The 24300-nt window shown below is 46.7% G+C and carries 22 protein-coding genes and 1 pseudogene; 13 read left to right on the top strand and 10 right to left on the bottom strand.

Features of this window, described 5'->3' with window-relative positions; translation table 11 throughout:
• Window positions 1–120: 120 nt before the first annotated feature.
• From licB to P3X63_RS21160, 4 genes are read left to right on the top strand one after another with little or no spacing between them, the layout of a single operon-like run.
• Window positions 121–426 (top strand): PTS lichenan transporter subunit IIB, encoded by a 306-nt coding sequence (gene licB, locus P3X63_RS21175; RefSeq protein ID WP_026589224.1) that lies wholly within the window; start codon window positions 121–123, stop codon window positions 424–426.
• A gap of 13 nt (window positions 427–439) precedes the next feature.
• Window positions 440–1792 carry a PTS cellobiose transporter subunit IIC gene (gene celB, locus P3X63_RS21170; protein ID WP_077735996.1) on the top strand — a complete coding sequence of 451 codons (1353 nt, stop codon included), beginning with the start codon at window positions 440–442 and terminating at the stop codon, window positions 1790–1792.
• Between the two features lie 16 nt (window positions 1793–1808).
• On the top strand, window positions 1809–2138 hold the full coding sequence (locus tag P3X63_RS21165) for a PTS lactose/cellobiose transporter subunit IIA (protein WP_026589222.1): 330 nt from the start codon (window positions 1809–1811) through the stop codon (window positions 2136–2138).
• Window positions 2138–3466: a 6-phospho-beta-glucosidase gene (locus tag P3X63_RS21160; protein WP_026589221.1), complete on the top strand. Its 1329-nt coding sequence runs from the start codon at window positions 2138–2140 to the stop codon at window positions 3464–3466. The genes P3X63_RS21165 and P3X63_RS21160 overlap by 1 nt, the downstream gene beginning before the upstream one ends.
• Window positions 3467–3617: 151 nt before the next feature.
• Here P3X63_RS21160 and P3X63_RS21155 read toward each other — a convergent pair whose 3' ends face one another.
• From P3X63_RS21155 to P3X63_RS21125, 7 genes are all read right to left on the bottom strand, one after another.
• Window positions 3618–4886 (bottom strand): MFS transporter, encoded by a 1269-nt coding sequence (locus P3X63_RS21155; RefSeq protein ID WP_277691929.1) that lies wholly within the window; start codon window positions 4884–4886, stop codon window positions 3618–3620.
• Between the two features lie 206 nt (window positions 4887–5092).
• Window positions 5093–6184: a branched-chain amino acid aminotransferase gene (locus P3X63_RS21150; protein ID WP_277691928.1), complete on the bottom strand. Its 1092-nt coding sequence runs from the start codon at window positions 6182–6184 to the stop codon at window positions 5093–5095.
• Between the two features lie 182 nt (window positions 6185–6366).
• A complete protein-coding gene (dltD, locus tag P3X63_RS21145; RefSeq protein WP_026589218.1) occupies window positions 6367–7536 on the bottom strand; it encodes a D-alanyl-lipoteichoic acid biosynthesis protein DltD in 1170 nt (389 codons plus the stop codon).
• Window positions 7536–7772: a D-alanine--poly(phosphoribitol) ligase subunit 2 gene (gene dltC, locus P3X63_RS21140; protein ID WP_026589217.1), complete on the bottom strand. Its 237-nt coding sequence runs from the start codon at window positions 7770–7772 to the stop codon at window positions 7536–7538. Before dltC ends, dltD begins: the two co-directional genes overlap by 1 nt.
• Before the next feature lie 15 nt (window positions 7773–7787).
• Window positions 7788–8945 (bottom strand): D-alanyl-lipoteichoic acid biosynthesis protein DltB, encoded by a 1158-nt coding sequence (dltB, locus tag P3X63_RS21135; protein WP_277691924.1) that lies wholly within the window; start codon window positions 8943–8945, stop codon window positions 7788–7790.
• The gene (gene dltA, locus P3X63_RS21130) at window positions 8942–10450 is read right to left on the bottom strand and encodes a D-alanine--poly(phosphoribitol) ligase subunit DltA (protein WP_277691922.1); all 1509 of its coding nucleotides are present in this window, start codon (window positions 10448–10450) and stop codon (window positions 8942–8944) included. The genes dltB and dltA overlap by 4 nt, the downstream gene beginning before the upstream one ends.
• A gap of 14 nt (window positions 10451–10464) precedes the next feature.
• Complete coding sequence (locus P3X63_RS21125; RefSeq protein ID WP_026589214.1) at window positions 10465–10614, bottom strand: teichoic acid D-Ala incorporation-associated protein DltX; 150 nt, start codon at window positions 10612–10614, stop codon at window positions 10465–10467.
• 417 nt (window positions 10615–11031) lie between these two features.
• Between P3X63_RS21125 and ywaC the strand changes: the two genes are divergently transcribed.
• The 3 genes and pseudogenes from ywaC to P3X63_RS21110 all read left to right on the top strand — a co-directional run bounded on the left by ywaC (window position 11032) and on the right by P3X63_RS21110 (window position 13573).
• Complete coding sequence (ywaC, locus tag P3X63_RS21120) at window positions 11032–11661, top strand: GTP pyrophosphokinase YwaC (protein ID WP_179115692.1); 630 nt, start codon at window positions 11032–11034, stop codon at window positions 11659–11661.
• A gap of 266 nt (window positions 11662–11927) precedes the next feature.
• Window positions 11928–12215 (top strand): annotated as a pseudogene (locus tag P3X63_RS23000) (isochorismatase family protein); the annotation flags it as partial.
• Window positions 12215–13573, top strand: a complete 1359-nt coding sequence (locus tag P3X63_RS21110; protein ID WP_026589211.1) for an MFS transporter — start codon at window positions 12215–12217, stop codon at window positions 13571–13573. The pseudogene P3X63_RS23000 and the gene P3X63_RS21110, both read left to right, overlap by 1 nt.
• A 194-nt stretch (window positions 13574–13767) precedes the next feature.
• Here the strand turns inward: P3X63_RS21110 and P3X63_RS21105 are convergent, their stop codons facing one another.
• Together P3X63_RS21105 and P3X63_RS21100 are read right to left on the bottom strand one after the other, a co-directional pair.
• Entirely contained in the window at window positions 13768–14142 is a 375-nt protein-coding gene (locus P3X63_RS21105; protein WP_256860276.1) for a permease, read from the bottom strand.
• A 287-nt stretch (window positions 14143–14429) separates the two neighbouring features.
• Window positions 14430–15755 (bottom strand): M28 family peptidase, encoded by a 1326-nt coding sequence (locus tag P3X63_RS21100; protein WP_277692956.1) that lies wholly within the window; start codon window positions 15753–15755, stop codon window positions 14430–14432.
• A 215-nt stretch (window positions 15756–15970) separates the two neighbouring features.
• Here P3X63_RS21100 and P3X63_RS21095 point away from each other — a divergent pair, with 215 nt between their 5' ends.
• The 6 genes from P3X63_RS21095 (at window position 15971) to P3X63_RS21070 (ending at window position 21765) form a co-directional block, all read left to right on the top strand.
• Complete coding sequence (locus tag P3X63_RS21095) at window positions 15971–16738, top strand: IclR family transcriptional regulator (RefSeq protein WP_277691918.1); 768 nt, start codon at window positions 15971–15973, stop codon at window positions 16736–16738.
• Between the two features lie 5 nt (window positions 16739–16743).
• On the top strand, window positions 16744–17697 hold the full coding sequence (locus P3X63_RS21090; protein ID WP_277691915.1) for a sugar kinase: 954 nt from the start codon (window positions 16744–16746) through the stop codon (window positions 17695–17697).
• 26 nt (window positions 17698–17723) lie between these two features.
• Window positions 17724–18371 (top strand): bifunctional 4-hydroxy-2-oxoglutarate aldolase/2-dehydro-3-deoxy-phosphogluconate aldolase, encoded by a 648-nt coding sequence (locus P3X63_RS21085; protein ID WP_026589206.1) that lies wholly within the window; start codon window positions 17724–17726, stop codon window positions 18369–18371.
• On the top strand, window positions 18368–19516 hold the full coding sequence (gene dgoD / locus P3X63_RS21080) for a galactonate dehydratase (RefSeq protein ID WP_026589205.1): 1149 nt from the start codon (window positions 18368–18370) through the stop codon (window positions 19514–19516). Before P3X63_RS21085 ends, dgoD begins: the two co-directional genes overlap by 4 nt.
• Before the next feature lie 60 nt (window positions 19517–19576).
• Window positions 19577–20908, top strand: coding sequence for an MFS transporter (locus tag P3X63_RS21075; RefSeq protein ID WP_026589204.1), 1332 nt, complete (start codon window positions 19577–19579; stop codon window positions 20906–20908).
• 116 nt (window positions 20909–21024) lie between these two features.
• Window positions 21025–21765, top strand: coding sequence for a YwaF family protein (locus P3X63_RS21070; RefSeq protein ID WP_277691912.1), 741 nt, complete (start codon window positions 21025–21027; stop codon window positions 21763–21765).
• 317 nt (window positions 21766–22082) lie between these two features.
• On the opposite strand, the gene P3X63_RS21065 is transcribed toward P3X63_RS21070, so the two are convergent.
• Entirely contained in the window at window positions 22083–24257 is a 2175-nt protein-coding gene (locus tag P3X63_RS21065) for an MMPL family transporter (RefSeq protein ID WP_277691909.1), read from the bottom strand.
• Between the last annotated feature and the right edge of the window lie 43 nt (window positions 24258–24300).

Raw genomic sequence — 24300 nt, 5'->3', positions numbered from 1 at the left:
CCCTTGTCTTTTTTCCTCAGAGAAGAGGAAAATCATTAAGTTAATATGAAAGCGGTTTCATATTATGATGGAACTGTACAAGAAAACGAGAACTTATATGTAAAAGGGGGCCATATCAAAATGAATATCTTATTAGCGTGTGCTGCAGGGATGTCAACGAGTCTGCTCGTGACAAAAATGGAAAAAAGCGCAGAGGAACAAGGAAAAGATTATACCATTTGGGCTGTTTCCGGAGGGGAAGTCCAAAATCATATTGATAAAGCGGATGTTTTGCTGCTGGGCCCGCAGGTCCGCTATATGCTTCCGCAGCTGAAAAAATTAGGAGATTCCAAAGGAGTGCCTGTCGATGTCATCAACACGGTCCATTACGGAACTTGTAATGGAGCGGAAGTCCTAAAATCCGCAGAACAGCTTGCCGGTTCTTAAGGGAGGCGGGCGTGTGAATAAGATGAATGCCTTTTTAGAAGAGAAGGTTATGCCGGTTGCCGGCAGGATTGCCGCTCAGCGCCACTTGCAGGCTCTCAGGGACGGAATCATTCTCACCATGCCGCTCATCATCATCGGCTCGCTGTTTCTGATTTTAGCCAACTTGCCAATCCCCGGATATCCGGAATTCATGTCGGGAATCTTCGGAGACAAATGGGCTGAGAAATTAAGCTATCCGGTAGGCGTCAGCTTTGATATTATGGCGCTTATCGCGACATTTGGAATCGCATACCGCCTTGCCGAAAAATACGATATCGACGCTTTGTCATCAGGAGCGATAGCCGTGGCTGCATTCCTGCTTGCTACGCCTTATCAGATTCCTTTTACACCTGAAGGTTCCACTGAAGAGATTTTGGTGTCGGGCGGCATTCCGATTTCGCTGATGGGAAGCAAAGGCCTGTTTATCGGCATGCTCATCGCCATGCTGTCGACGGAAATTTACCGCTGGGTTGTGCAAAAAGACATTGTCGTTAAAATGCCTGACGGTGTGCCGCCGGCGGTCAGCAAATCATTCATCGCGCTGATTCCGGGATTCGCGGTGATTGGCCTGATCTGGATTGCCCGCCTCATTATTGAATTGACGCCGTTTGAAAGCCTCCATAATGTGGTCAATGTCATTTTGGGCACACCGCTTTCCATTCTTGGGGGAAGCCTTGGCGGGAGCCTTGTGGCGGAAACCGTCAAAATGCTGCTGTGGTCATGCGGACTGCACGGAGCAAATATTGTCGGCGGGGTTATGTCCCCGATCTGGTACAGCGCAATGGATGAGAACCGCCTTGCTTTCCAGGCTGGCGAAGCACTGCCGCACATTTTCACAACCCAGTTTTTCGAAATTTGGATCAATATCGGCGGAAGCGGTGCCACCCTGGCGCTGGTCATCACGATGTGTCTCAGGGCGCGGAGCAAGCAAATGAAGCAGCTTGGGAAACTGGCGATCGGGCCGGCTGTTTTTAACATCAATGAACCGATTATTTTCGGAATGCCGATCGTCATGAACCCGATGCTTTTAGTTCCATTCATCATATCACCGCTTTTAATGATTACGGCAACCTATATCGGAATGAGCACCGGTCTTGTCGCAAAACCGGCCGGCATCGCGGTTCCGTGGACGATGCCGCCGGGCTTCTCGGGGTATTTGGCGACGGGCGGGAAGTTTTCCGGGGCCGTCATGCAGCTGATCAACCTGACCATCTCATTCCTCGTATATTATCCGTTTTTTAGAATGTGGGATAAACAAAAATTCAAAGAGGAAAGCGAACTGGATAAGGGGACGTCTGCAAACGATAACCAGCAGGTCAGCGTATAGAAAAGAGGTGACTTAGATGTCCGCGGAATTGGAGCAAACAATTTTTCAAATTATCCTTCATGGCGGAAACGGCCGAAGCTGCTCTATGGAAGCCATTGCCGAGGCGAAGAAAGGCGATTTTTCGAAAGCGAAAGAAAAGATTCGTGCAGCTGACGAGGAATTGATTCAAGCACATCACTTTCAGACTGCGCTGATTCAAAATGAAGCGAAGGGAACAAAAACAGAGCTGTCATTATTAATGATTCATGCCCAAGATCATTTAATGAATGCGATGACCATGAAAGATTTGGCATCGGAAATCGTCGAGCTGTATGAAAAAATCAATCTTCACGGAGGTGTCAATTGATGAAGAAAGGCTTGAAAATCGTAACAATTGGCGGGGGATCAAGCTATACACCGGAGCTTGTGGAAGGACTGATCAAAAGACACGCTGAACTGCCGGTGAGCGAGCTGTGGCTCGTCGACATACCGGAAGGGCAAGAAAAGCTGAATATCGTCGGCACACTGGCAAAGCGCATGGTGGAAAAGGCCGGTGTTCCGATAGAGATCCATCTGACGCTTGACCGGAGGGCAGCCTTGAAAGACGCTGACTTCGTCACCACTCAATTCCGCGTCGGCTTGCTTGAAGCGAGGGCGAAAGATGAAAGAATTCCGTTAAAGTACGGTGTCATCGGCCAGGAGACAAATGGTCCGGGCGGTCTTTTTAAAGGACTTCGCACCATTCCGGTCATACTGGAAATCGCAAAGGATATAGAAGAACTGTGCCCTGATGCATGGCTTGTCAATTTTACCAACCCGGCGGGCATGGTGACGGAAGCGCTTCTCCGCTATTCAAATCTGAAAAAAGTCGTCGGCCTTTGCAATGTGCCGATCGGTATGAAAATGGGGGTTGCCAAAGCGCTTGAGGTCGATGAAAGCCGCGTCGACATTCAATTTGCCGGTTTGAATCATATGGTGTTTGGCCTTGATGTCTTCCTTGACGGGATCAGTGTCAAAGACAAAGTGATCGAAGCGATGGCTGATCCGGCAAATGCGATGACCATGAAAAACATTTCCGGAGAGTCGTGGGAGCCTGACTTTATCCGCGGACTCGGCCTGATTCCGTGCGGATACCACCGCTACTATTATAAAACAAAAGAAATGCTTGAACACGAGCTTGAGGCTTCTCAAACGGAAGGAACCCGTGCAGAAGTCGTGCAGCAAGTCGAAAAAGAATTGTTCGAACTATACAAAGATCCGGATTTGGCCATCAAGCCGCCGCAGCTTGAAAAACGGGGAGGCGCATACTACAGTGATGCGGCCTGCAATCTGATCAGTTCGATCCACAATGACAAGCATGATATCCAGCCGGTCAATACGATGAACAATGGGGCGATTGCAAGCATTCCGGATGATTCCGCGGTGGAAGTCAACTGTGTCATAACGAAAAACGGGCCGAAACCGATCGCGGTTGGAGATTTGCCTGTCACCGTCAGAGGCCTCGTCCAGCAAATTAAATCATTTGAACGTGTCGCGGCCGAAGCGGCGGTAACAGGCGACCACAATACGGCGCTGGTGGCGATGACGATCAACCCGCTTGTACCATCTGACAAAGTCGCAAAACAACTCCTGGATGAAATGCTCGAAGCGCACCGGGCTCATCTTCCACAGTTTTTTAGATCAGTAGAAGCGTAAAACGATCATCAAGGCTCCGGCTATTCCCGCCGGAGCCTTCAGCCGTGAAGATACCAGAACGAAGTCTAGAGGAGGAAGGCCGGACCTCGGTAACATGGCATTCCGCGGAACGAGCCCGGCTTTCAGCGCACAGCGGTGCAGAACTGGAGTCTTATATGTTGGCGGTCGCCTCTTTTTCTTTTTTCAGATCTGATCGCTGCGCTTTGCCAAGCTGGGTAAACAGCAGGATGCCGATACCGGCGAGGACCTCTATAAAACCGCCGATTGCAATAACGTGTCCCGCGCTGAGTGCGTGTGCGGCATAGCCGCAGGCGATTGCACCCAAAGGGAGCGAAAGGTTTGTGATCGTATGTATAATGGCAAACACCTGCGGTTGATCATCCCCTTCGACAGATGTTTGAATGATCGTGAATTCCGGAACATTGATCGAGCTGATGGCTGCCCCAAATGCAAAAGCGGCGAGGAATACGAGCGGCAAAAATGTATTTAATCCCGTCATCAAATAGGCTGCACCTTCAAAAATGCCGGCCGCTATAAAAAGCAGACCATATTTGTTGATTTTGACTTTTGCGAGGATAAAGCCCAATAAAAACGCCCCTCCGGCCGTCGTCGCCTTCAATAGAGAATGGATGAACGGCGTGCCGTTTAAATCTTCGGCAACATAGACAGCCGACAGCGCCTCCCATGGAGATGCGGCCAGGTTCATGAATATGCAGTAAATGGCCAGCGGAAACAAAATTTTATGGTTTCTCACAAGTACGAACCCTCTTTTTAATCTTGCAACATATGTACCTCGTTGACCACTATCCGCGGAATTCGATGCTTTCTGTACGATTTTATACTTAATGCAAAGAACAAAGATGCCCGATATGATATAAAAGGCAAATGCCATGAACAGTGTCGTTGCGGGGCCGATAAATGTCAGAAGCACTCCGCACAGCGTCACAGCGCCGAGCCTTACGATTTCAGATGAGGATTGAAGGATCGCATTCGCTTTTTGAATCAGGTTTTCGTTTACGATTTGCGGAATCAGCGTAATGGAAGCCGGATTGTATGTGGCGCCTGTTGCTGAATGGATAATCATGAGTCCTAAAACAAACCACATCGGTGAAAAACCGTTAAAGTAACATATAGGCACAGTCACGACGACGGCAGCCCTCGTCAAATCCGAGAAATACATCCAGAATTTCAGAGCGCTTCTCTTCACCAAAGGTCCTGTCACCGGCGCTAAAAAGGCCTCGGGAAGAAAAGTGACGGCAATCAGCAGAGAGGTGCCGATAGCCCCTTTTCCATCAAAAATCAAAAACCATAAAATGGAATTGAAGGCGAAGCAGTCGCCCGAAATTTTGATCAGCCTGGAGAAGAAAAGGAATGTAAAGTTCTTTTTCCAGACGGACACGGGTTCAGTGGTCTTTTCCATTATTCAAGTCCTTTCTATATTTACGTGCTGAACATGGGGATGAGATCTTTTTTATAGATAATTTTAGCACAAAAGAAATAAAATGGTATATATTTAGTTGGCTGAAGGAAAGGGTGATGAAGAAGAGGATTGATGGACTGGAGGATATGCGGAAATCATCAGGCAAGGATTTCAGCCCCTTCTTTAAAAGGGGCTGAAAAACCGTTTTAACAGGACTGATGGACTGAATCGACTTCAACCGTCCAGCCGAACGTGTCTTGCAGTGCGCCTTTTTGAATGCCTGTGATCGTCTCGTAGAGCTTTTTGGCGATCTCTCCGGTTTTGCCGTTGTTAATCACAAGGCTTTCGTCTTTCCAGATCAGCTCGCCGACCGGGGAGATGACAGCCGCCGTTCCGGTGCCGAAGGCTTCTTCAAGCAGACCGTCTTTGTGGGCCTCGATCAGTTCGTCAACCGAAATTCTCTTTTCAGTCACGGAAAGCCCCCACTCTTTTAAAAGGTGAAGCACAGAATTTCTCGTAATGCCTTCCAGGATGCTGCCGTTTAGAGCAGGCGTGACGATTTCACCGTTGATTTTGAAAAAGATGTTCATGCTTCCCACTTCTTCAATGTATTTCTTTTCGACACCGTCAAGCCATAATACTTGTGAAAATCCTTTGCTTTCGGCGACTTCCTGAGCCTTCAGGCTTGCGGCGTAGTTTCCTGCCGTTTTGGCGTTTCCCGTACCGCCCGCAACAGCCCGGACAAATTCGTTTTCGACAGCGATTTTCACGGGATGAATGCCTTCTTTATAATAAGAGCCGACCGGCGATAAGATGATCATCATCTTATAGGTCTTGGACGGGGCGACCCCGAGGTATGGCTCAGTTGAAATGATGAACGGACGAATGTAAAGGGACGTTCCCTCCGCTTTCGGAATCCATTCCTTATCAATCTGAAGCAGCTTTTTCAGCCCTTCGAGTACCGTATCCGGATCGACCCGCGGAATGCAAAGGCGGTCGTTCGATTGATTCAGACGCTCAACGTTTTTCTCCGGCCTGAATAAAAGAACTTTTCCTTCATTTGATAAATAAGCCTTTAACCCCTCAAAAACAGATTGGCCGTAGTGGTAAACCATGGCGGCCGGATCCATTTCGACCGGCTGGTAAGGCACGATTCTCGGATCATGCCAGCCGCTTTCAACCGAATAATCCATGATAAACATATGGTCGGTGAAACTGCGGCCGAATTCGAGCTGATCGTCTGCGGGCTTTTGTTTCTTTGCTGTGCTGAGCTGTACGCTGATCGTTTGTTTTGTCATATTCATTCTCCCTGCCGTTTCTAGTCTTTTTCCAAAAAATATTTATCTTCTATTTTAAACCTTCTATTGATAATCGCAATAGATTTCAGAGAAATTTGTAAAATAGAATTTTTGGAAACTTTAAAAAATATTTTTTCGCAGTTTGCAAAACAAAAAAGGATTCCCGCTTGGGGGAATCCTTCTTACGATTTCTTATGATAAAACGCTTCGATTTCTTTATCTACATAAACCCAGCCTTTCCAGCCGAGGTGAAGGGTATCCTTCAGAAAATAAGGATCGTATTCATGGTTCGTTAAATCAGCGACTTGAAAGCCTTCTGCTTCGATTTGTTTTTTGATTTTCGCATAATAGTCCGTCCGTCCTTTTTTAGGAAATCCGGTGTAGTCGTAAAATTGGCCGTGCACCGGAACGGAGATGAACAGAGGATCTGCGCCGGATTCCTTCAGGACATCCAGCATCATTTGAAAATCGCCGAATTCCACCGATTTTGCATAGTTCATTTTTTTATTGTGGCCTTTCAGCTTGGCCAGCTTCGGCTTCATTTTTTTATAGACGCCATTTGTAATCTTAAACTTATTGTTACGGGATTCTTTTTTGCCAAGCTTTTCAGCCATATGCATTAATTCATCCCATGACTTGTTTTTGACGCTTTCTGAAATGGTGCGTTTTGGTCCCTCTCCTTCAACCATGGAATAATAGATATCCTTTTTTTCCAGAATGCTTTTGTAGCCTTTTGCAGCCGGTGTAAGCAGAGCCAGTGTCCCGCTGTCCTGATTGAGCTCAGCTCGGAAAAGAGCTGAAAGGAGGGCGTCGTTTTTGACCGCATTAAATTTCAGCATCCGCTTCATGATTTTCTTTTTCAGCCCTTGGTCGATGTCTTGGTTGAAATAGAGATCGTATGCCTGCAAGGCCGAGAAGTTCGGGGCAAAATGGGATTCATCAGACCCTTTTTTCTGAAACCATTGCGGGGAAATGATGAATACCAATTTCTTTCCCTTAAGATTTTTCGCATGGGCCGCAAAATTGATGGTGTGAATCAGGGATTGAGATCCGCCTTTACCGACGAGATAAGGCGTGAACCCCTGGTCGTTCACTTTGAAATAATTGGACGGATGAAATGGATCCAGCCGGGACAGCTCCGATGATCCGTAGATCGGCAGGTATTCCGGGTCTTCAAGCATTTTATCCTGAAGATATGTCCCCTGAAACATCATCGGATTCAATTCCGTGGCCGAAGTTGCGACCCGGTCTTTAGGAACGAACGCAGTCAGCCATGAAGCTGGAACCATGATCATCGTGAAAAAAAGTAAAAATGCCAAAATGATTGGCCCGAATAAAAAACGCTTTTTCATTATCTCAACTCATTCAGCTGCTTTATAATTTGATTTGGCGTGTTCCATGCGTCGCGGTCAAACTCGGTAATCGGAACAGTGATGTTAAAGCGGTTCTCGAACGCCAACAGCAGTTCTACAGTACCAAACGAATCAAGGATTCCTTCTTCAAAAATATCGATATCCGGATTTTCCATGACGATATCGTCCTGACATACCTCTGCTAAAACTGAAAGTACTTCCTGATTGAAATCCATATTTAAAAACTCCTTTTAGTGAAATAGTTTTCCTGAGAAAATCAAAAATCCAAAGCAGACGAAGTGGAAGGTCACCACAATGGAGACGGCTGTCGTCCACTTATTGTTCGGCCACCATTTATGCTTCTTATTCCATTTCTCAAAGAAATTGAAGCCGACCATGAGCAGTGCGTGATAGATTCCGTATATAATGTACTGAGGTGCGAGGCCGTGCCAGACACCCATCAGAAGAAACAGCAGCACATAGCCGATATTTGAAACCGCCATGCGGTTTTTGATCCATTTCTTCTTTGTCATCCAAAAGACAAAGCGCATGAACACGTAGTCTCTGAACCAAAATGAAAGCGACATGTGCCAGCGGTTCCAGAAGTCTTTAATATTGCGGCTGATAAACGGCATATTAAAGTTTTCCGGAGACTTGATCCCCATGATATAGCTGACGCCGACGGCAAAAGCCGTGTAGCCGGCGAAATCGAAGAACAAGTACAGGCTGTAGGCATACATGTATGCAAGCCCATGGGAAATGCTGCCGTGTGTGATAAACGGCAGTTTTAAAATGATATACGTGTTAATGCAATAGCCGATAATAAATTTGTATAAAAAGCCGAGAAAAATTTTGTTGATTCCCTTATACAGCAGCTCTTCATATTGCTCTTTCGTCCAGACGGTCTGCTCGTCTTTTTCAAAACGGCGGTACCTGTCAATCGGACCGGATGAAATGGTCGGAAAAAAGAGAATAAAGTACAGCAGCCTGCCGAGGGGAACCTGCTTTTTAATTAAGCCGTCCCGGGTTTCAATGATGAGCTGAACCCCTTTAAACGTCAGATATGAGATTCCAAGAAAGCTTGCCCAGTTGTCAACGGCAAAGAACGGCAGCAGCTTTGACAGCGCCAAAGGCAGAATCGACGCTGCCACCGCCAAACAAAAGACGACGCCGCTGTTGGCTTTTTGACGGTAAAAAATATAGGCTTTGATCAGCACCGTCTGCCAAAGCGTAAACAGGCACAGGGTGATGAGCCCGTGCAGGCTGTTGGAAAAAATGAGCGCCAGCACGACAACGGAAACGGCCATATTGTAAAAACGGAAACTTATTCCGTTTAAGCCGAGGATGATCGTTGGTGCCAGCAGTATACCTAATATGATGAAGAAGAGAAATGAACCATACGGCGTCATACGGTTACCTCTTCTTTTAATCGTTTTCGGTCGATCTTACCGTTTGCTGTCATCGGAATCTCATTTTGATACATGAATTTTCTCGGAATCATATAGGCCGGCAGCTTGCTGCCAAGGTCTTTCTTAATGGCGCTCGTCAGCTGGTATTCCTTTTCAAAATCGTGTTCTTTAGGCACGATCATGGCGATCAGATACTCGATTTTCTCTTCTCTGTAGAATGGAATCACAACAGCCGACTGTACATAACGGGACTGATTGATTTGATATTCAATCTCCTCAAGCTCGATGCGATAGCCGTGCAGTTTGATTTGAAAATCAAGCCTTCCGAGGAAAAACAGCTGGCCGTTTTCGATGTAACCCGCATCCCCTGTGCGATAAGCCGGAGTTCCGTTGTAGGAGAAAAACACTTTTTCCGTCAGCGCCTTTTCGCCGAGATAGCCTTTGCTGACGCTTGCCCCGGTAATGATGATTTCTCCTTTTTCTCCGTCTTGAACGGCTTCTCCGTCTTCATTGATGATGACGATCTCAGTGTCCGGCTTTGCCGAACCGACGGGGAGGGAGGAATACCGGTCTAACACATCGTCTGTCACTTCAATCGAGGTCACGGCGACGGTTGCCTCTGTCGGACCATATGTGTTGAACACGCGCGCTTTTGGAAATCTTTCTTTCAATTGCCTTGCCACAGAAGCGGGAAGCGTTTCTCCGCAAAACATAAACACGGAGAGGCCCGGCAGCAGATCCTCTGAAAACGACGGATCCATTAAACACATCTGGGCAAACGAAGGTGTTGAAGTCCAGACATTGACATTCGATTGTTCCAGCGCTTCAAATAAAAGCTTCGGACGGTTAATCATATCTTTCGTGACGGTCCAAAGAGTGCTTCCGGTCTTCAGGCATGGATAAAGGTCCATGACCGACAAGTCAAAGGAGAACGGCGCCTGATTTAAAAACACTTGACCGTTTTCAACCGGAAAATCGTTTGTGATCCAGTCTGTAAAGCTCTGGAGATTATCGGCGGAAATTTGCACGCCTTTTGGATTTCCCGTACTTCCGGACGTGTAGATAATATAAAAGGTCTCCCCGTCCTTTACCCAATCGGCGGAATTTGTCTTAGATTCATCCCCCGGGTCAAGAGCGCCCGGTTCGATCACAGTGATCGCAGCATCTCCTGTATCGACATCAGCGCCTGAGTTGTTGAGCAAAAGCTCGGCCTTTGAGCTGCTGATGATTTTCAAAATCCGTTCTCTCGGAATGGAAACATCAACCGGGATATACGGATGTCCGGCTTTCACACAAGCGAGGAAGGAAACCGCCATAATCGGCTTCATATGACCGTAAACGATGATCGGAGAAGCATCTGTCAGCGCTTCTTTTTGCAGCTGAAGGGCAAGGCGCTCAGATTGCGACCACAGCTCTCCGTAAGTCAGCTTTTCCTCTTCATTCACAAAAGCAAGTGTATCGGGTTGTGTTTGTGCGTATTTTTGAATCGTTTCTATCAGTTTCATTGTTTTTTTCTCCATTAAAAGTCATTATAAATATATGAACCTGTATTTGCTGTATGGAATCCATAAATCAAAAACAACAGCAGCAGAATGAGAAAGTAATAGGAAGTGTTGAGCAGCCACTTCGTCGTTGTTTTTTCATACAACACTTTAAGCTTATTTAACATTGTTCTGTTCCTTTCCGTATTGAGAATTGCCTTAACAACAGTATAAGACGAATATGTTGTATAAAAGTTTCATTTGTGGAAAAGTTTTTGGAGGGACACCGCGCCAAAAAGGCCGGGAAGCCCATCAGCCTATTATAAACATTTTCCGCGGAATATCAATCTCTTGTGGAAAAAAATTCATTTATAAACGTTTGAATAGGTCAAGATCAAGCAATTTCTAGTAAATGCTGAACAATTTATGACTTTTAAAAGAAGAATAATTTTTAAAAATTGTAAATTGATATGATCGCCGCTTTTTGATCGTTCATCCTCATTCGAAACCTTACGTAAGATGTGCCCGTCTATTTTTCTGAAGAGAACGAAATCCTGGTATAAGGAGAAATCATAATGGATATTGCAATAGATAAAATGACAAGTATGCCCGCAGATCAAATCGAAGACTTAAGAAGTCTGATGGAAGACTGGAAAAACGAGCTTCTGGTTTATAAATTCGCTTTGGACCAAATGGATACAAAATTTTCGATTATCAGCCAGGAATACAATTTGATTCACGGCCATAATCCGATTGAACATACGAAATCAAGGGTGAAAAGCTTTGAAAGCTTAATCAACAAGCTGGTGAGAAAGGGATGCGATATTACGACAAGCGCGGCTAAGGAACATATTCACGATATCGCAGGCCTGAGAATCATTTGTTCATTTTTGTCTGACATATACAACATGGTCGAAGTGCTGAAGGAGCATGAAGACATCAAAATTTTGAAAGTGAAGGACTATATCAAGAATCCGAAGCCGAACGGTTACCGGAGTCTCCACTTGATTGTTGAAGTTCCGGTGTATTTGACCAATCGCGTGGAACATGCCAAGGTGGAAATTCAAATCCGTACGATTGCCATGGATTTCTGGGCGAGTCTTGAGCATAAAATCTACTACAAGTTAAATAACGATGTCCCGAACCAGCTGACGGATGAACTGAAGGAAGCCGCGGACATTGCTCATTATTTGGATGAAAAAATGTTTAATATTAGATCAAAAGTGGATCAGTAATACAGCCGGAACGGGGCGGGCTCCGTCCGGCTTATTTTAAATACCAGCGGCCCTCAAATTCATTCTGCTTTGACATTTCCCCGCGCCTGTTCCACAATGACAATCCTGCCGAACAAGGATGGCTCGCGCGTGGTATCCGATACGAATGACATACAGGACATTTTCTAACCAATGCGTATCGAAAAAGGAGATCAAGAAAAAGATAATAGCCATGAGGAGGTCGTCGTCATATGAGCGAACTGCATATTGATTACAATAAAACCGCCTTTGTGCCCGAAATTCCTGGAGGAGATGGCGTTGTGAAACAGGCGTCCAATCGCGCTGAATTCAGTGTGTGCCATTTTACTGTGACGAAGCATCAATGGCACACTTCTTTCGGTGCGGATTTGGATCTCGAGCTTCGGCGCCGCGTTGTCGCGACAAATATCGGTGTTGAAAGCACGGCAAGGGAAGCCTGCCAGCATGGATATCAGCGGACTTTGATTTCAGATGTGATGACAACTTTCAGCGAGGAAGAGCTTCGGACGACGGAAGCGTTTAGATCACAGTTCTGATGAAAATATCTAAAAAAAGCAGGGCCTTGTTTTTAACAACCGTCGCATCCGGAACCATGCTGAATCCGCTGAACTCTTCCATGATCTCACTTGCGCTGCACAGCATTCAAAAAGAATTCCAGCTGTCGTTTTCAACCGTGTCATGGCTGATTTCATCGTTTTATTTGGCGAGTGCGGTTGCTCAGCCTGTGACGGGGAAGCTGGGGGATTTAATCGGCCGGAAAAAGATGTTTTTGTCCGGGCTGATTCTTGTGGCGATCTCAGCCATCGGCGCGCCGCTGGCTCCGGCATTTTTAGTTTTACTTGTGATGCGTTTATTTCAATCGATTGGCAGCAGTGCGATTTATCCGTCCGGAGTGGGGCTGATCAGGAGCCATATCCATGATCGCCAGGCCTCCGCGCTCGCTGTTCTTTCCATCTTTGCTTCCGCGATGACGGCTTTGGGCCCGACAGTGGGAGGGTTTTTAATCGTCTGGGGCGGGTGGCCGGCGATTTTCACCGTCAATTTCCCCTTTATCCTGTTCAGCTTTGTGTTTGGGATGTACATGTTTCCAAAGGATGAGAAAAAACCGGGTTTAAATGCCAGGACCGTCATCAAACAGCTTGATTTGACGGGAATCCTTTTATTTGCCGGCGGAATCGTCCTGTTGTTGTCTTTTTTGCTTTCTTTAAGCACCGCCCCCCATTATGCCGCAGGGATTGGCGGATTTGTTCTGCTGTTCATCTTCGTATGGTGGGAGCTGCGGACGGATCATCCGTTTATTGATATGCGGCTGTTTATATCCCACAGGACACTGTCATCGGTGTATGTCCAGTTTATCATGTTGAACATTTTTAATTACTGTCTGTTCTTCGGGCTTCCGAGTTATTTTCAGGATGAGATGGGGCTTTCCGTTCGCACAAGCGGACTGCTGATGCTGTTTATGTCAGGAATGAGCATCATCGTGTCTCCGCTTGCGGGAAGATGGATCGACCGCTCCGGGGAGACACAGCCTGTATTGATGGGGACTTGTTTGATGGTCATCGGCGCGGTTCTGATGACGCTCTTTTTCGTGGAGGCGCCGATGGTTTGGAAAGGCTTGATGCTTTCTTTATTGGGAATCAGCTACGGCCTCGGCAATGTAGCATTGCAGGCCGCCATGATCAGGACAAGCCCGGAAGATCTGGCCGGTACGACATCCGGGCTGTTTCAAACGTGCCGCTACTTGGGATCGATCTTATCATCGGTTGTTCTCGGATTGCTGTTCGGTCAAGAAATAACGTCCGGCCATTTTCAGGAGTTAGGGATGATCATGATCATCGTCGCCATCGGCAGCCTGATCTTGAGCTTCCGGTTTATCAAGCTGGTCAAGGGTTGAAAAAATGGAGCCGCATCTTGCGCTCCATTTTTTTGCTGATTGATCGGGAAAACGGTGTTGACTTGCATCTATTTATCATCTCGAACGTATCGCTTGACCAACCAGACGTTCTTATAGAAAATCAATGCTTGCGCTTTTTGGTCACAACTATTATCATCACGATGATAAAGATCAGGAAACATATCCATCATCTTCTAATAAATTTTTGAGAATATCATAAATAAAATGCTGACTGTTGCAATAATAAGCGCACCAAGGATTGCAATCATGGTCTGCGCACTCAAGTTTATCAAGTTATTTGCTAGTAAGATAAAAAAAATAAACAGATATCCCATCAAAATAAAATAATGATAAAACATGGCTTTTTGTTTGATTAATTTATGGCGCTCATCATTTTTCTTAAATTGAGGATATAAATAACCTAATGTGAAAAACATGATAAATAAAGAAAAAGGCATAAAAGCCGTTTCGAAACCGAGTCTTCCATAAACCACACTACTAAAAAACTGATAGAGACTTAAAATCAACATCAAAAAACTCAATATGAAATAACCTAACCGTGAACTCATGATTTCCTCCATAAACATCTATATTTCGGCTGCTGTAGCTTCAAATTAGCTATTAGAGAACCGTTACATTCACCCGCTATTCTAGCGTAACGTAAAATGAGCTTTACGTAAAGGGAACTTTACAAAATAAGGCTCAAGGACCCAGACACCCTAGTGTCTGTGGAAAAGCCTCTCATCTTCTATGCGTAACCAGGACAAGCCTGTCTGGCTGGTGCCGCTATCCTCGGGTGGCGGAAATAAAAAATGGAACAGATCAATCCGATCTGCTCCATCCATAGATCAAAGAACTAATTTTCTTTTTTGACCAGGTCATAAATGGCCGTTCCGGCGATTTGCCCGGCTGTTTTCAGTCTGTCCTTGCTGATGTGTTCAATCGTGTCGAAAGGTGTGTGGTACCAGGGCTCCAATGCGCCGGTTCCCGGCTCTCGCCAAATATAATTGGCCGAGTCGATGCCCGCTTCATGGAATGGGACATGGTCGGATGAGCCGCCTTGGTTTAAATATAAAACATCTTTTCCAAGCTTCGCCTGAGCGGCGCGGCTTGATTGCCAGACGAGATTGGCCGAACCGTCAGGCGTGTTGATATAAAGCTGTGAGGCGTTTTCCCAGTTTGTTGCGACCATGTCGAGGTTGAAGTTGGCGGCGCTCCGTTCGATTTCCCGCTTTGACAGGTGCCCGACATAATAGCGCGATCCGACAAGCCCGATTTCTTCGGCTCCAAATGTAATAAAGCGGATTTCCTTATCAGCAGGCACATGTTTCATCAGCCGTGCGAGCTCCAGCACGGCTGATGTTCCCGACGCATTATCATTGGCTCCAGGCGCATCAGGCACACTGTCGTAATGTGAAGTCACATAGACGATCTCCGGGTTTTTCACTCCTTTTGGTTTGCGGACGCCGATGACGTTTTGCGAGGTTTGATTTGTAAAAGCCTTCAGCTGAAGTGTCGCTTCGCGTTCTGTGAGGAGCTTCTCACCGTCTTCCTTTTTGATACCGACAACCGGAATGTCGATTTGATTTCCGCTCAGGTTTGGCGTCAGCGGAACGAGGCTGTCGATGTTGTTATAAATAATAACCCCGGCCGCACCTGCATCAGCGGCGTTTTTTGCTTTCTCATAAAAAGTCAATTCTCCCCTTAAAATAACGGCAATTTTCCCTTTGGCATCCGCCGTGAAGTCACCCGGAAGACCGAGTCCCGCCTCATAGAGGGGAGCGGTCAAACCCTCGGACGCTGTCGGTGCGGAACCGGCTGCCGGCCGCGCCGCGACCTTATTTCCATTGACGGTAAGGGTTCCTTCTAATCTATCCGGAATGCTGAATGTTTGTTTGCTTACTTTCAGGCCTGATTTTTTCATCTGTTTCGCGATATATTGAGCGCTCTTTTTTTCTTGGTCGGTGCCTGTCACACGGGGCCCGATTGTTTCGCTTAAATGATGGATGGTTTGGTAAGCGCGGTTTTCATTAAACTTCTTGGCGATCTGGTCCTTATCTTTCGCACTAACGGCTTTCGGTGCCGCTTGAACCGCCTTTCCTATATCGCCGGCTGCCGGAACGGAAATTCCGCCAAGCAAAATAGCTGCAGCAGCTCCGAAAATCATCAGTTTTTTCTTCATCATCAAGCCCTCCCCAATGTTTTTGTTTGCCTTCTTGAGAAGATATTCGCACCGGGGAAAGCAAATCCTGCCACCGCAGGATAAATGAGGCGATAGACTGGTAGTTTCAAGATTGAGAAAAACAAGGTTGACTCAGGCCTCTCTTTCTGTTTAGAATACGTCCGATTAATCAGAATCCTGATTTTGAATCACATATGTGAATGATGGAGGTTGTCATGTCCGTAAAATCCGCCGTACGTGTGGTGCGTATATTTGAATTGCTGTCAGTTCATCCGGAAGGGCTGACGGTAAAGGAAATCAGCAGAGAATTATCGATGCCGCAAAGCAGTACCTTTCACTTGGCCACGACTCTTTTGGATGAAGGGTATCTTCAGCAGGATGATGTAAAGCGGTACAAGCTTGGGGCGAAACTGATTCAAATTGGAACCGCTGCCATGGAATCGATCGATATTTCGTCCCAGGGTGTTCCTTTTTTAAAGCAGCTGATGGATGGGGTGCAGGAAACGGTATTTATGGCCGTTTTGTCTGATGATCAGCTTGTCTACATCGCCAAAATCGACAATAACAGGTCGATCAGAACAACTGCACAGCCAGGGTCGCGGAAACCGCTTTATTGCACCGGGCTCGGCAAGGCATTTTTGGCTTTTATGCTGGAAGAACAGAAGAATCGGCTTCTTGACCGCATCGAGTTCATCCGTTTTACAAGGAATACCATCACCAACAGAACTTCGTTGGAACATCAGCTGCAGCGGTTTTTCAAACAAGGGTATGCCGTTGATGATGAAGAGAATGAAGAAGGCTTGTTTTGCCTGGCGGCGCCGGTATACGGGCCTGAGGGAGAAATGAAGGCAGCGATCAGCACAGCGGGACCAAAGGATCGCATGCTCGAAAGAAAGGCTGTCATTGCCGAGCAGCTGCTCTATACCGCCGCGAAAATTACAGAAAGCATTGGCGGAAAGAAGCCCGTGCACAAAGGGGGATGATTCTGATGGATGTGATAAGCATAGGAGAGACAATGGTGCTGTTTACACCCAATGAAGACGGCCCTCTCAGATATGCGAGAAATTATACGACAAGGATGGCAGGTGCAGAAACAAACACACTGATCGGACTAGCAAAGCTTGGAATGGACACCGGCTGGATAACAAGGCTCGGAAAAGACGAGTTCGGAGCGATGATTCTCTCTTCGGTCAGGGGAGAAGGAGTCGATGTCAGTCAAGTGATGTTTGATGAAGAAGCGCCGACAGGGTTGTTTTTTAAGGAGAGAAAAAGCGCGGCTAAAGTCAATGTCTTTTATTACCGGAACGCTTCAGCAGCAAGCTTTTTGCAAAAGAGCGATATCGATGAGACATACATTGAGAAAGCCGGTTTTTTATACATCACGGGCATTACTCCGGCTTTAAGTGAAAGCGCTTCAGATGCTGTTTTTTACGCCGTGGAACTGGCCAAAAAGCACAATAAAACCGTTGTGTTTGATCCGAACTTGCGACAAAAGCTTTGGGACGGAGAGAGGGCGAGGCAGACCATGCTTGATCTGATCAAACAGTCTGATATCGTTCTTCCGGGCTTGGGCGAGGGCCGCTTTTTATTCGGAACCGATGATGAGCAAAAAATGGCCGAAGCCATTCACAGGCTTGGAGCTGAAACGGCGGTCATCAAGCTTGGCGCAAAGGGCGCCTATTACTCAAGAAGCAAAGAAAGCGGGTATGCGGCAGGCTTCGACATTCAAAAGGCCGTAGATCCGGTGGGGGCGGGAGACGGTTTTGCAGCCGGTGTGTTGTCCGGGTTGATTGAAGAGCTTCCGCTTTGTGACGCAGTCCGGCGGGGCTGTGCGATAGGCGCCATGGTAGTGGAGGTGAACGGTGATATCGAAGGCCTGCCTGACCGTGACGCACTGTTTGCCTTTATGAAGCGGTCTGAAGAAGACGATGTCAGCCGATAAAACGTGGTAACGAAAGGGTGGGAGATATGCGTGTATTATCACAAATCGAAGACGAAAAAATCATTGCGATCATCCGCGGCTACAATCCGGAGGAGGCGGTAGGCATCGCCGGAGCCTTAAAAGCGGGCGGGATCAGGCTTGTGGAGATGACATTGAATTCCCCTCAAGCGATCAAAGCAATTGAAACTGTTTCAGAACGCTTTGGAGATGACATGCTCGTCGGTGCGGGAACCGTTCTTGATCCTGAATCGGCAAGGGCGGCGCTTTTGGCTGGAGCCCGGTTTATCCTGTCACCCGTTGTCGATGAAGAGACGATCAAGATGACCAAACGGTATGGAGCGGTGAGCATTCCGGGCGCTTTTACCCCGACGGAAATTTTGGCGGCTTATGAAAACGGCGGAGACATCATTAAAGTGTTTCCGGGAACGCTGGGGCCGGGTTATATCAAGGATATTCACGGGCCGCTTCCACAGGTTCCGCTGCTGCCGACAGGAGGAGTCGGGTTGGACAATATCGGCGATTATTTGGATGCCGGGGCAATCGGAGCGGGAATCGGCGGGTCGCTTGTTCCTGCGAATGAAGAGGTCAATGACGTGTTTTTAGAAAAACTGGCCAAAAAAGCGAAGCGCTTTGTTGAGGCCGTAAAACGGCAAAAAGGGGATGAACAGACATGAAAATAACAGGGTTCGAATGTTTTCAAATACCGCCGCGCTGGCTGTTTTTGAAAATTGAAACGGATGAAGGCATCAGCGGCTGGGGAGAGCCTGTGATTGAGGGCAAAGCTGCGACGGTAAAAGCAGCCGTAGGCGAATTAATGGAATATTTAATCGGCAAAGACCCGATGAACATTGAAGACCACTGGAATGTGATGTACAGAGGCGGGTTTTATCGAGGCGGACCGATTTTGATGAGCGCGATTGCAGGCATCGATCAGGCGCTTTGGGATATCAAGGGCAAGTTTTACAATGCGCCCGTGCACCAGCTGCTCGGAGGGAAGAGCAGGGAATCGATCAAAGTCTATTCATGGATTGGCGGAGACCGCCCTCAAGACGTCGGCCTCGCCGCAAAACAGGTGGTCGACAAAGGTTTTACAGCCGTCAAAATGAATGGCACAGAGGAGCTGCAATACATCGATTCGCATGAAAAAATCGATCAGGTGATCGAAAGGATCGCGGCTGTCAGAGAGGCGGTCGGACCTTATATCGGCATCGGCATCGATTTTCACGGCAGGGTGCATAAGCCGATGGCGAAAATGCTGGCAAAGGAGCTTGAGTCTTTTCGGCCGATGTTTATCGAAGAGCCCGTCTTGCCGGAAAACAACGAAGCGCTCCGCGATATCGCAAACCTCGTCTCGATTCCGATTGCAACCGGTGAACGGATGTTTTCAAAGTGGCAGTTTAAAAACCTTCTGACTGACGGTTTTGTGGATATCATTCAACCTGATTTGTCACACGCCGGCGGAATTACCGAATGTAAAAAAATCCTGTCGATGGCGGAAGCATTTGATGTCGCGGCTGCCCCTCATTGTCCGCTGGGCCCGATCGCCCTGGCGGCATGCCTCCAGGTTGATGCAACATGCCACAATGCGTTTATTCAGGAACAGAGCTTAGGGATTCATTACAACAAAGGCACGGATTTGCTCGATTATATTGTCGATCAAGAGGTGTTTTTCTATAAAGACGGCTATGTCCGGATTCCAGACGGCCCCGGCCTTGGCGTTGAAATCAATGAGAGACACGTCAGAAAAATGGCTGAAATCGGACACAGCTGGCGCAACCCCGTCTGGCGGCACAGAGACGGAAGCGTGGCAGAATGGTAAAAAATGATACCGTTTTCATATGTTCGTGAAACAAATGATTGAGAAGGAGAGGGGCCAATCATGAAAGCAGCAAATATGAAAGAGAAGCCGACAAAGGTTCGTGTGCAGGTATTATTGTTTATTTTCGTTTGTGTTGTGATCAATTATATGGATCGAAGCAATATCTCTGTGGCAGCCTCTGCGATCGGTGATGATTTGAATTTGTCCGCGGTTCAGCTGGGATTGATCTTTTCGGCATTCGGCTGGGCATATTGTGCGCTGCAAATTCCGGGCGGCGGGCTTGTCGACCGTTTTGGCCCGCGGCTTGTTTACAGCCTTAGTTTGATCACTTGGTCGCTTGCGACATTGCTGCAGGGCTTTGTCCGGGGGTTTGGTTCGTTATTCGGCCTGCGACTCGCGACAGGTGCGTTTGAGGCGCCCGCGTTTCCAACGAATAACCGGGTGGTCACTTCATGGTTTCCCGATCAGGAAAGAGCTTCCGCGATTGCTTTTTATACATCGGGGCAATTTGCCGGTCTTGCGTTTTTGACGCCGGCGCTCAGTGCGATTCAGCATGTCGTCGGCTGGCGCGGCTTGTTTATTGTCACGGGGGCGGTCGGTATCATTTGGGGTGTGGTATGGTACATCTTTTATCGAGATCCAGAGCGGCACCCTAAGGTAAACAAGGCTGAACTGGACCACATTGAAAAAGGCGGCGGGCTTGTCCGTCGGAGTCAGTCTGCCAAGGAGGAAAAAACGGCGTTGACCTGGGAGCATTTCAAACAAGTGACAAGCCGGCGGAAGCTGTGGGGGATTTATATCGGCCAGTTCGCCGTTAACTCGACGCTGTGGTTTTTCCTGACATGGTTTCCGACATACCTTGTGAAATACAGGGGGCTTGGCTTCCTGCAATCCGGTTTTCTTGCATCGCTTCCTTTTTTGGCGGCATTTATAGGAGTTCTGTTGTCCGGTTTTCTGTCCGATTTCCTGATCAAAAGAGGTGTGTCCGCCGGAGTTGCCCGTAAAACACCGATCATCACGGGGTTGTTTCTGTCCGTTTCGATCATCGGCGCCAATTATGTCAATCAAACATCCTTGGTCATTTTATTTATGACGCTTGCCTTTTTTGGGAATGGACTGGCCTCGATCACTTGGGTGCTGGTGTCGTCTCTGGCGCCCAAGCATCTGATCGGGCTGACGGGCGGAGTATTTAATTTTGTCGGCAGCCTCGCGTCGGTTATCGTTCCGATTGTGATCGGTTTCCTGGCTGATGGCGGCAGCTTTGCGCCCGCGCTTGTCTTTATCGGCATTCTTGCCTTTTGCGGCGCCCTGTCCTACATCTTTCTGGTTGGAAAAGTCGAGCGCATCGAAATCAAAGGGGATGCTGTTGAAAACCGTGATCTTTCAATATAACGTTCTTGTAAGGGTGGCCGGATTTTCGGCCACCTTTTTTAAGTTTTTGATGAATAATAATCGAGGCATGTCGCAAACTAACCATTAAAATATTTTGATGAAACAGGTGTTTGAGGATGGAGGCATATTTTCAAAAAGATTATCGGCTCGGGTCTTTTGAGCTTTTTTCAACTTCACATATTCTGACTTTACTGGTGATTGCGGCGCTTGGCGTTTGTCTGTTCGTATTTCGGAAGACGCTGCAAAAGCCCGAAATCAACCGGTTGATTCGCTATGGCTTTGTGACGGTTCTCGTGATTTCAGAAATCAGTTACCACTCCTGGTTCATTTTTGTGAGATCATGGACGCCTCGCTATTGTTTGCCGCTTCATTTAAGCGATCTTTCAGTTTATCTCATCATCATTCTGTTAATAACGAAAAACCTCAATTTGTTTAAATTTCTTTATTTTGCCGGTTTGGGCAGCGCTTTGCAGGCCATACTGACGCCTGACTTAGGAAGGTACGGATTTCCCCATTTCCGCTTTTTTGAATTTTTTATTTCCCACGGAATCGTCGTTCTCGCCTGCCTCCTGATGATAGCAGCCGAAAAGTATAAGCCGACGGTCCGCTCTCTCTGGGTCACGTTTCTTCTTGTCAATGTTTATGGCGCTCTCATTTTTTTGATCAACCGTTTGCTGAACTCGAACTATATGTACATGATGAAGAAGCCCGGCGGCGGAGCATCGCTGTTAGATGTGCTCGGGCCATGGCCATGGTATCTTTTATCAGCTGAAGCGGTCACGATTGTCTTCTTCTATCTTCTCTATTTGCCGTTTTGGATCGCCGGGAAGGTGAGAGAAAAAAAAGATCCTGCATGATCCTCAAGGTGAGGATATAATGCGCCTTTTCCATGGCTGATATTAGCGATAACCTTTTCTATAAATAAACGTCCATATAGGGGTGGCCGTATCCCATTGGCCAAGTGAGACAAAATCGAAAGCATCAACTAATGATCATTCTAAAATTTGATCAATTTGAAACAAAATTCCATTCATATCGAAAATGAGTGATTGCGCCATAAGTGTCTCCTTTTTTACCTGCCGACTTTATCTTCTAATTACGGCTATAGAATCGTTCACAGCATGATCAGGAATATGAAGCAAAAAAGCAGATCTCGTAAAAGATCTGCTTTCTATTACATACTGATTTGTTTCTTTTGTTCATAATCGATTTCTGGCTGTATTTCCTTCGTGAGTTGATGTCCTTCTATGTCTACATTCGGAATCATCTTGTCCAGCCATTTTGGCAAATACCAGGCTGCATTCCCCATCAGCTTCATCAGACTTGGAATCAGTGTCATTCGTACAATAAATGCATCAAAGAGCACACCAAAGGAAAGAGCCAACCCGTTGGCTTTAATAGAAGCTTCACCAGCAAAGATAAATCCTGCAAAAACGAATATCATGATCAGGCCGGCTGCGGTGACAACAGGACCGCTGTGTTTTAATCCAGCTTGAATCGCTTGTACTGGATTCTTTGTTCTCACATATTCTTCGCGCATTCTGCTTACAAGGAATACTTGATAATCCATCGCTAATCCGAACAGAATCCCAATGGATAAAATCGGCAGGAAGGCGAGTATCGGTCCTTTTTCAGGTATTTGGAACAAGTCGATGAGATTTCCGTCTTGTAAGACAAATACACAGACTCCAAGAGTGGCTGTCATCGTCAAAATGAAACCTGCAACCGCGACAAGAGGCACAAGCAACGAACGGAATACGATTGTCAGCAATACAAACGCAAAACCAACAATGAGTACAGCAAACACCGGTATCGCATCATTAAGGCGATCTGAAATATCAATATTCACTGCGGTCGATCCAGTGACGAGCAAATCTATCCCATTTTTATCTGATAAGCTGCGTACATCTTTTACCAAATCCTTCGTTGCTGCATCATTTGGACCTGTTTCAGGAACGACCGTAATGATGGCAAAGTTCCCTTTTTTATTAGGCATTGCAGGAGTGACACTCGCTACATGGTCTAGTTCCTTTATTTCTTTCACTGCGTCTGCGAAGGCTTCCGCTTTATTTTCTGTCACACTTCTGGCATCCGCTACGATTGTTAATTGACCATTAAATCCTTCTCCAAAACCGTCGGCAAGCAAGTCATAAGCCCGGCGATCTGGATTATCCTTCGCTTTCATCCCTGCATCAGGCAAGCCCAGCTCCAAATGCATAGATGGGATACTAATAACGAGCAAAATAAGAATGCTGCATACACTTAGCATGATAGGATTTTTTGTGACAAAGCGTCCCCAGCCATTTGTTTCAGCGCTTTGTTTTTCTTTGTTCTTGTTTGCTTTCGGAACCATCCGTTTCCCCGCTATCGACAAGACGGCAGGCACAAGCGTGATGGAAGCGAGAACAGCCATCAGTACACTAAGCCCTGCTGTCAGCCCCATTGCAGACATAAAAGGAATGTTAACGACAGTCAATCCGCAAAGTGCGACGATAACAGTAAGTCCGGCAAAAACGACTGCACTCCCAGCTGTTCCTGCAGCTCTCGCAATGGATTCATTTTTTTGTATACCTTCGCCTAAAAACTGGCGGTGCTTCGTAAAAATAAATAAAGCATAATCAATCCCAACTGTAAGGCCGATCATTCCGGCCAATGAAAGACTGACGGAAGCAATATCGAATACTTGTGTCCCAATCAAAACGAGTCCAATACTTACACCTAATCCAATCAGTGCTGTTAAAATCGGCAAACCTGCTATTAATAAAGAGCCAAACGTAATGGCCAAAACGACAAAGGCCAAAATAATGCCGACAATTTCAGAGATACCGCCTATCTCCATCTCAGCTCCCGGTACATCTCCGCTTAGCTCCGTTTGCAATCCCTCGTCATCAGCCACTTTCAAACTGTCTTTTAAGTGTTTGATAGAGTCATCTTTTATATCATCTGCTGATGTTTTATACTTGATATCAGCATAGGCAACTGTGCCATCTTTCGCGATTGTTCCTGTCACAAAAGGACTTGCAATCGAGTCAACAGAACCATCTTTATCGATTTCCTTTAACGTATTTTCGATTGCTTTTTTGGCTGACTCTGCAGTCAGTTTCTCTCCATCTTCAGCACCGAAAATCACCCGTATGCTCCCTTTATCAGGGCCGTGAGGAAATTCTTTTTGAATGACATCCATCGCTTTTTCCGAAGGTGTGTCAGGTATGGACATATCCTCAGAAAAACTTGGTTTTAATGTGGTTGCAAGGCCTATCGATGCAACTAACACAACGATCCACGCGCATATAACTTTTAAGCGATTGCGAGCAACCCATCCTCCTAATTTATATAACATTTTTGACATGATAATCTCCTTTCAACACATTGCTTGATCATATTCCTTCTCA

The organism is Bacillus sp. HSf4 (assembly GCF_029537375.1).
In the GTDB taxonomy this organism is placed as follows: Bacteria; Bacillota; Bacilli; order Bacillales; family Bacillaceae; genus Bacillus; species Bacillus sonorensis_A.
Note: the sequence above shows the minus strand (reverse complement) of the source record. Positions and strands in the feature narration are given on the sequence as shown.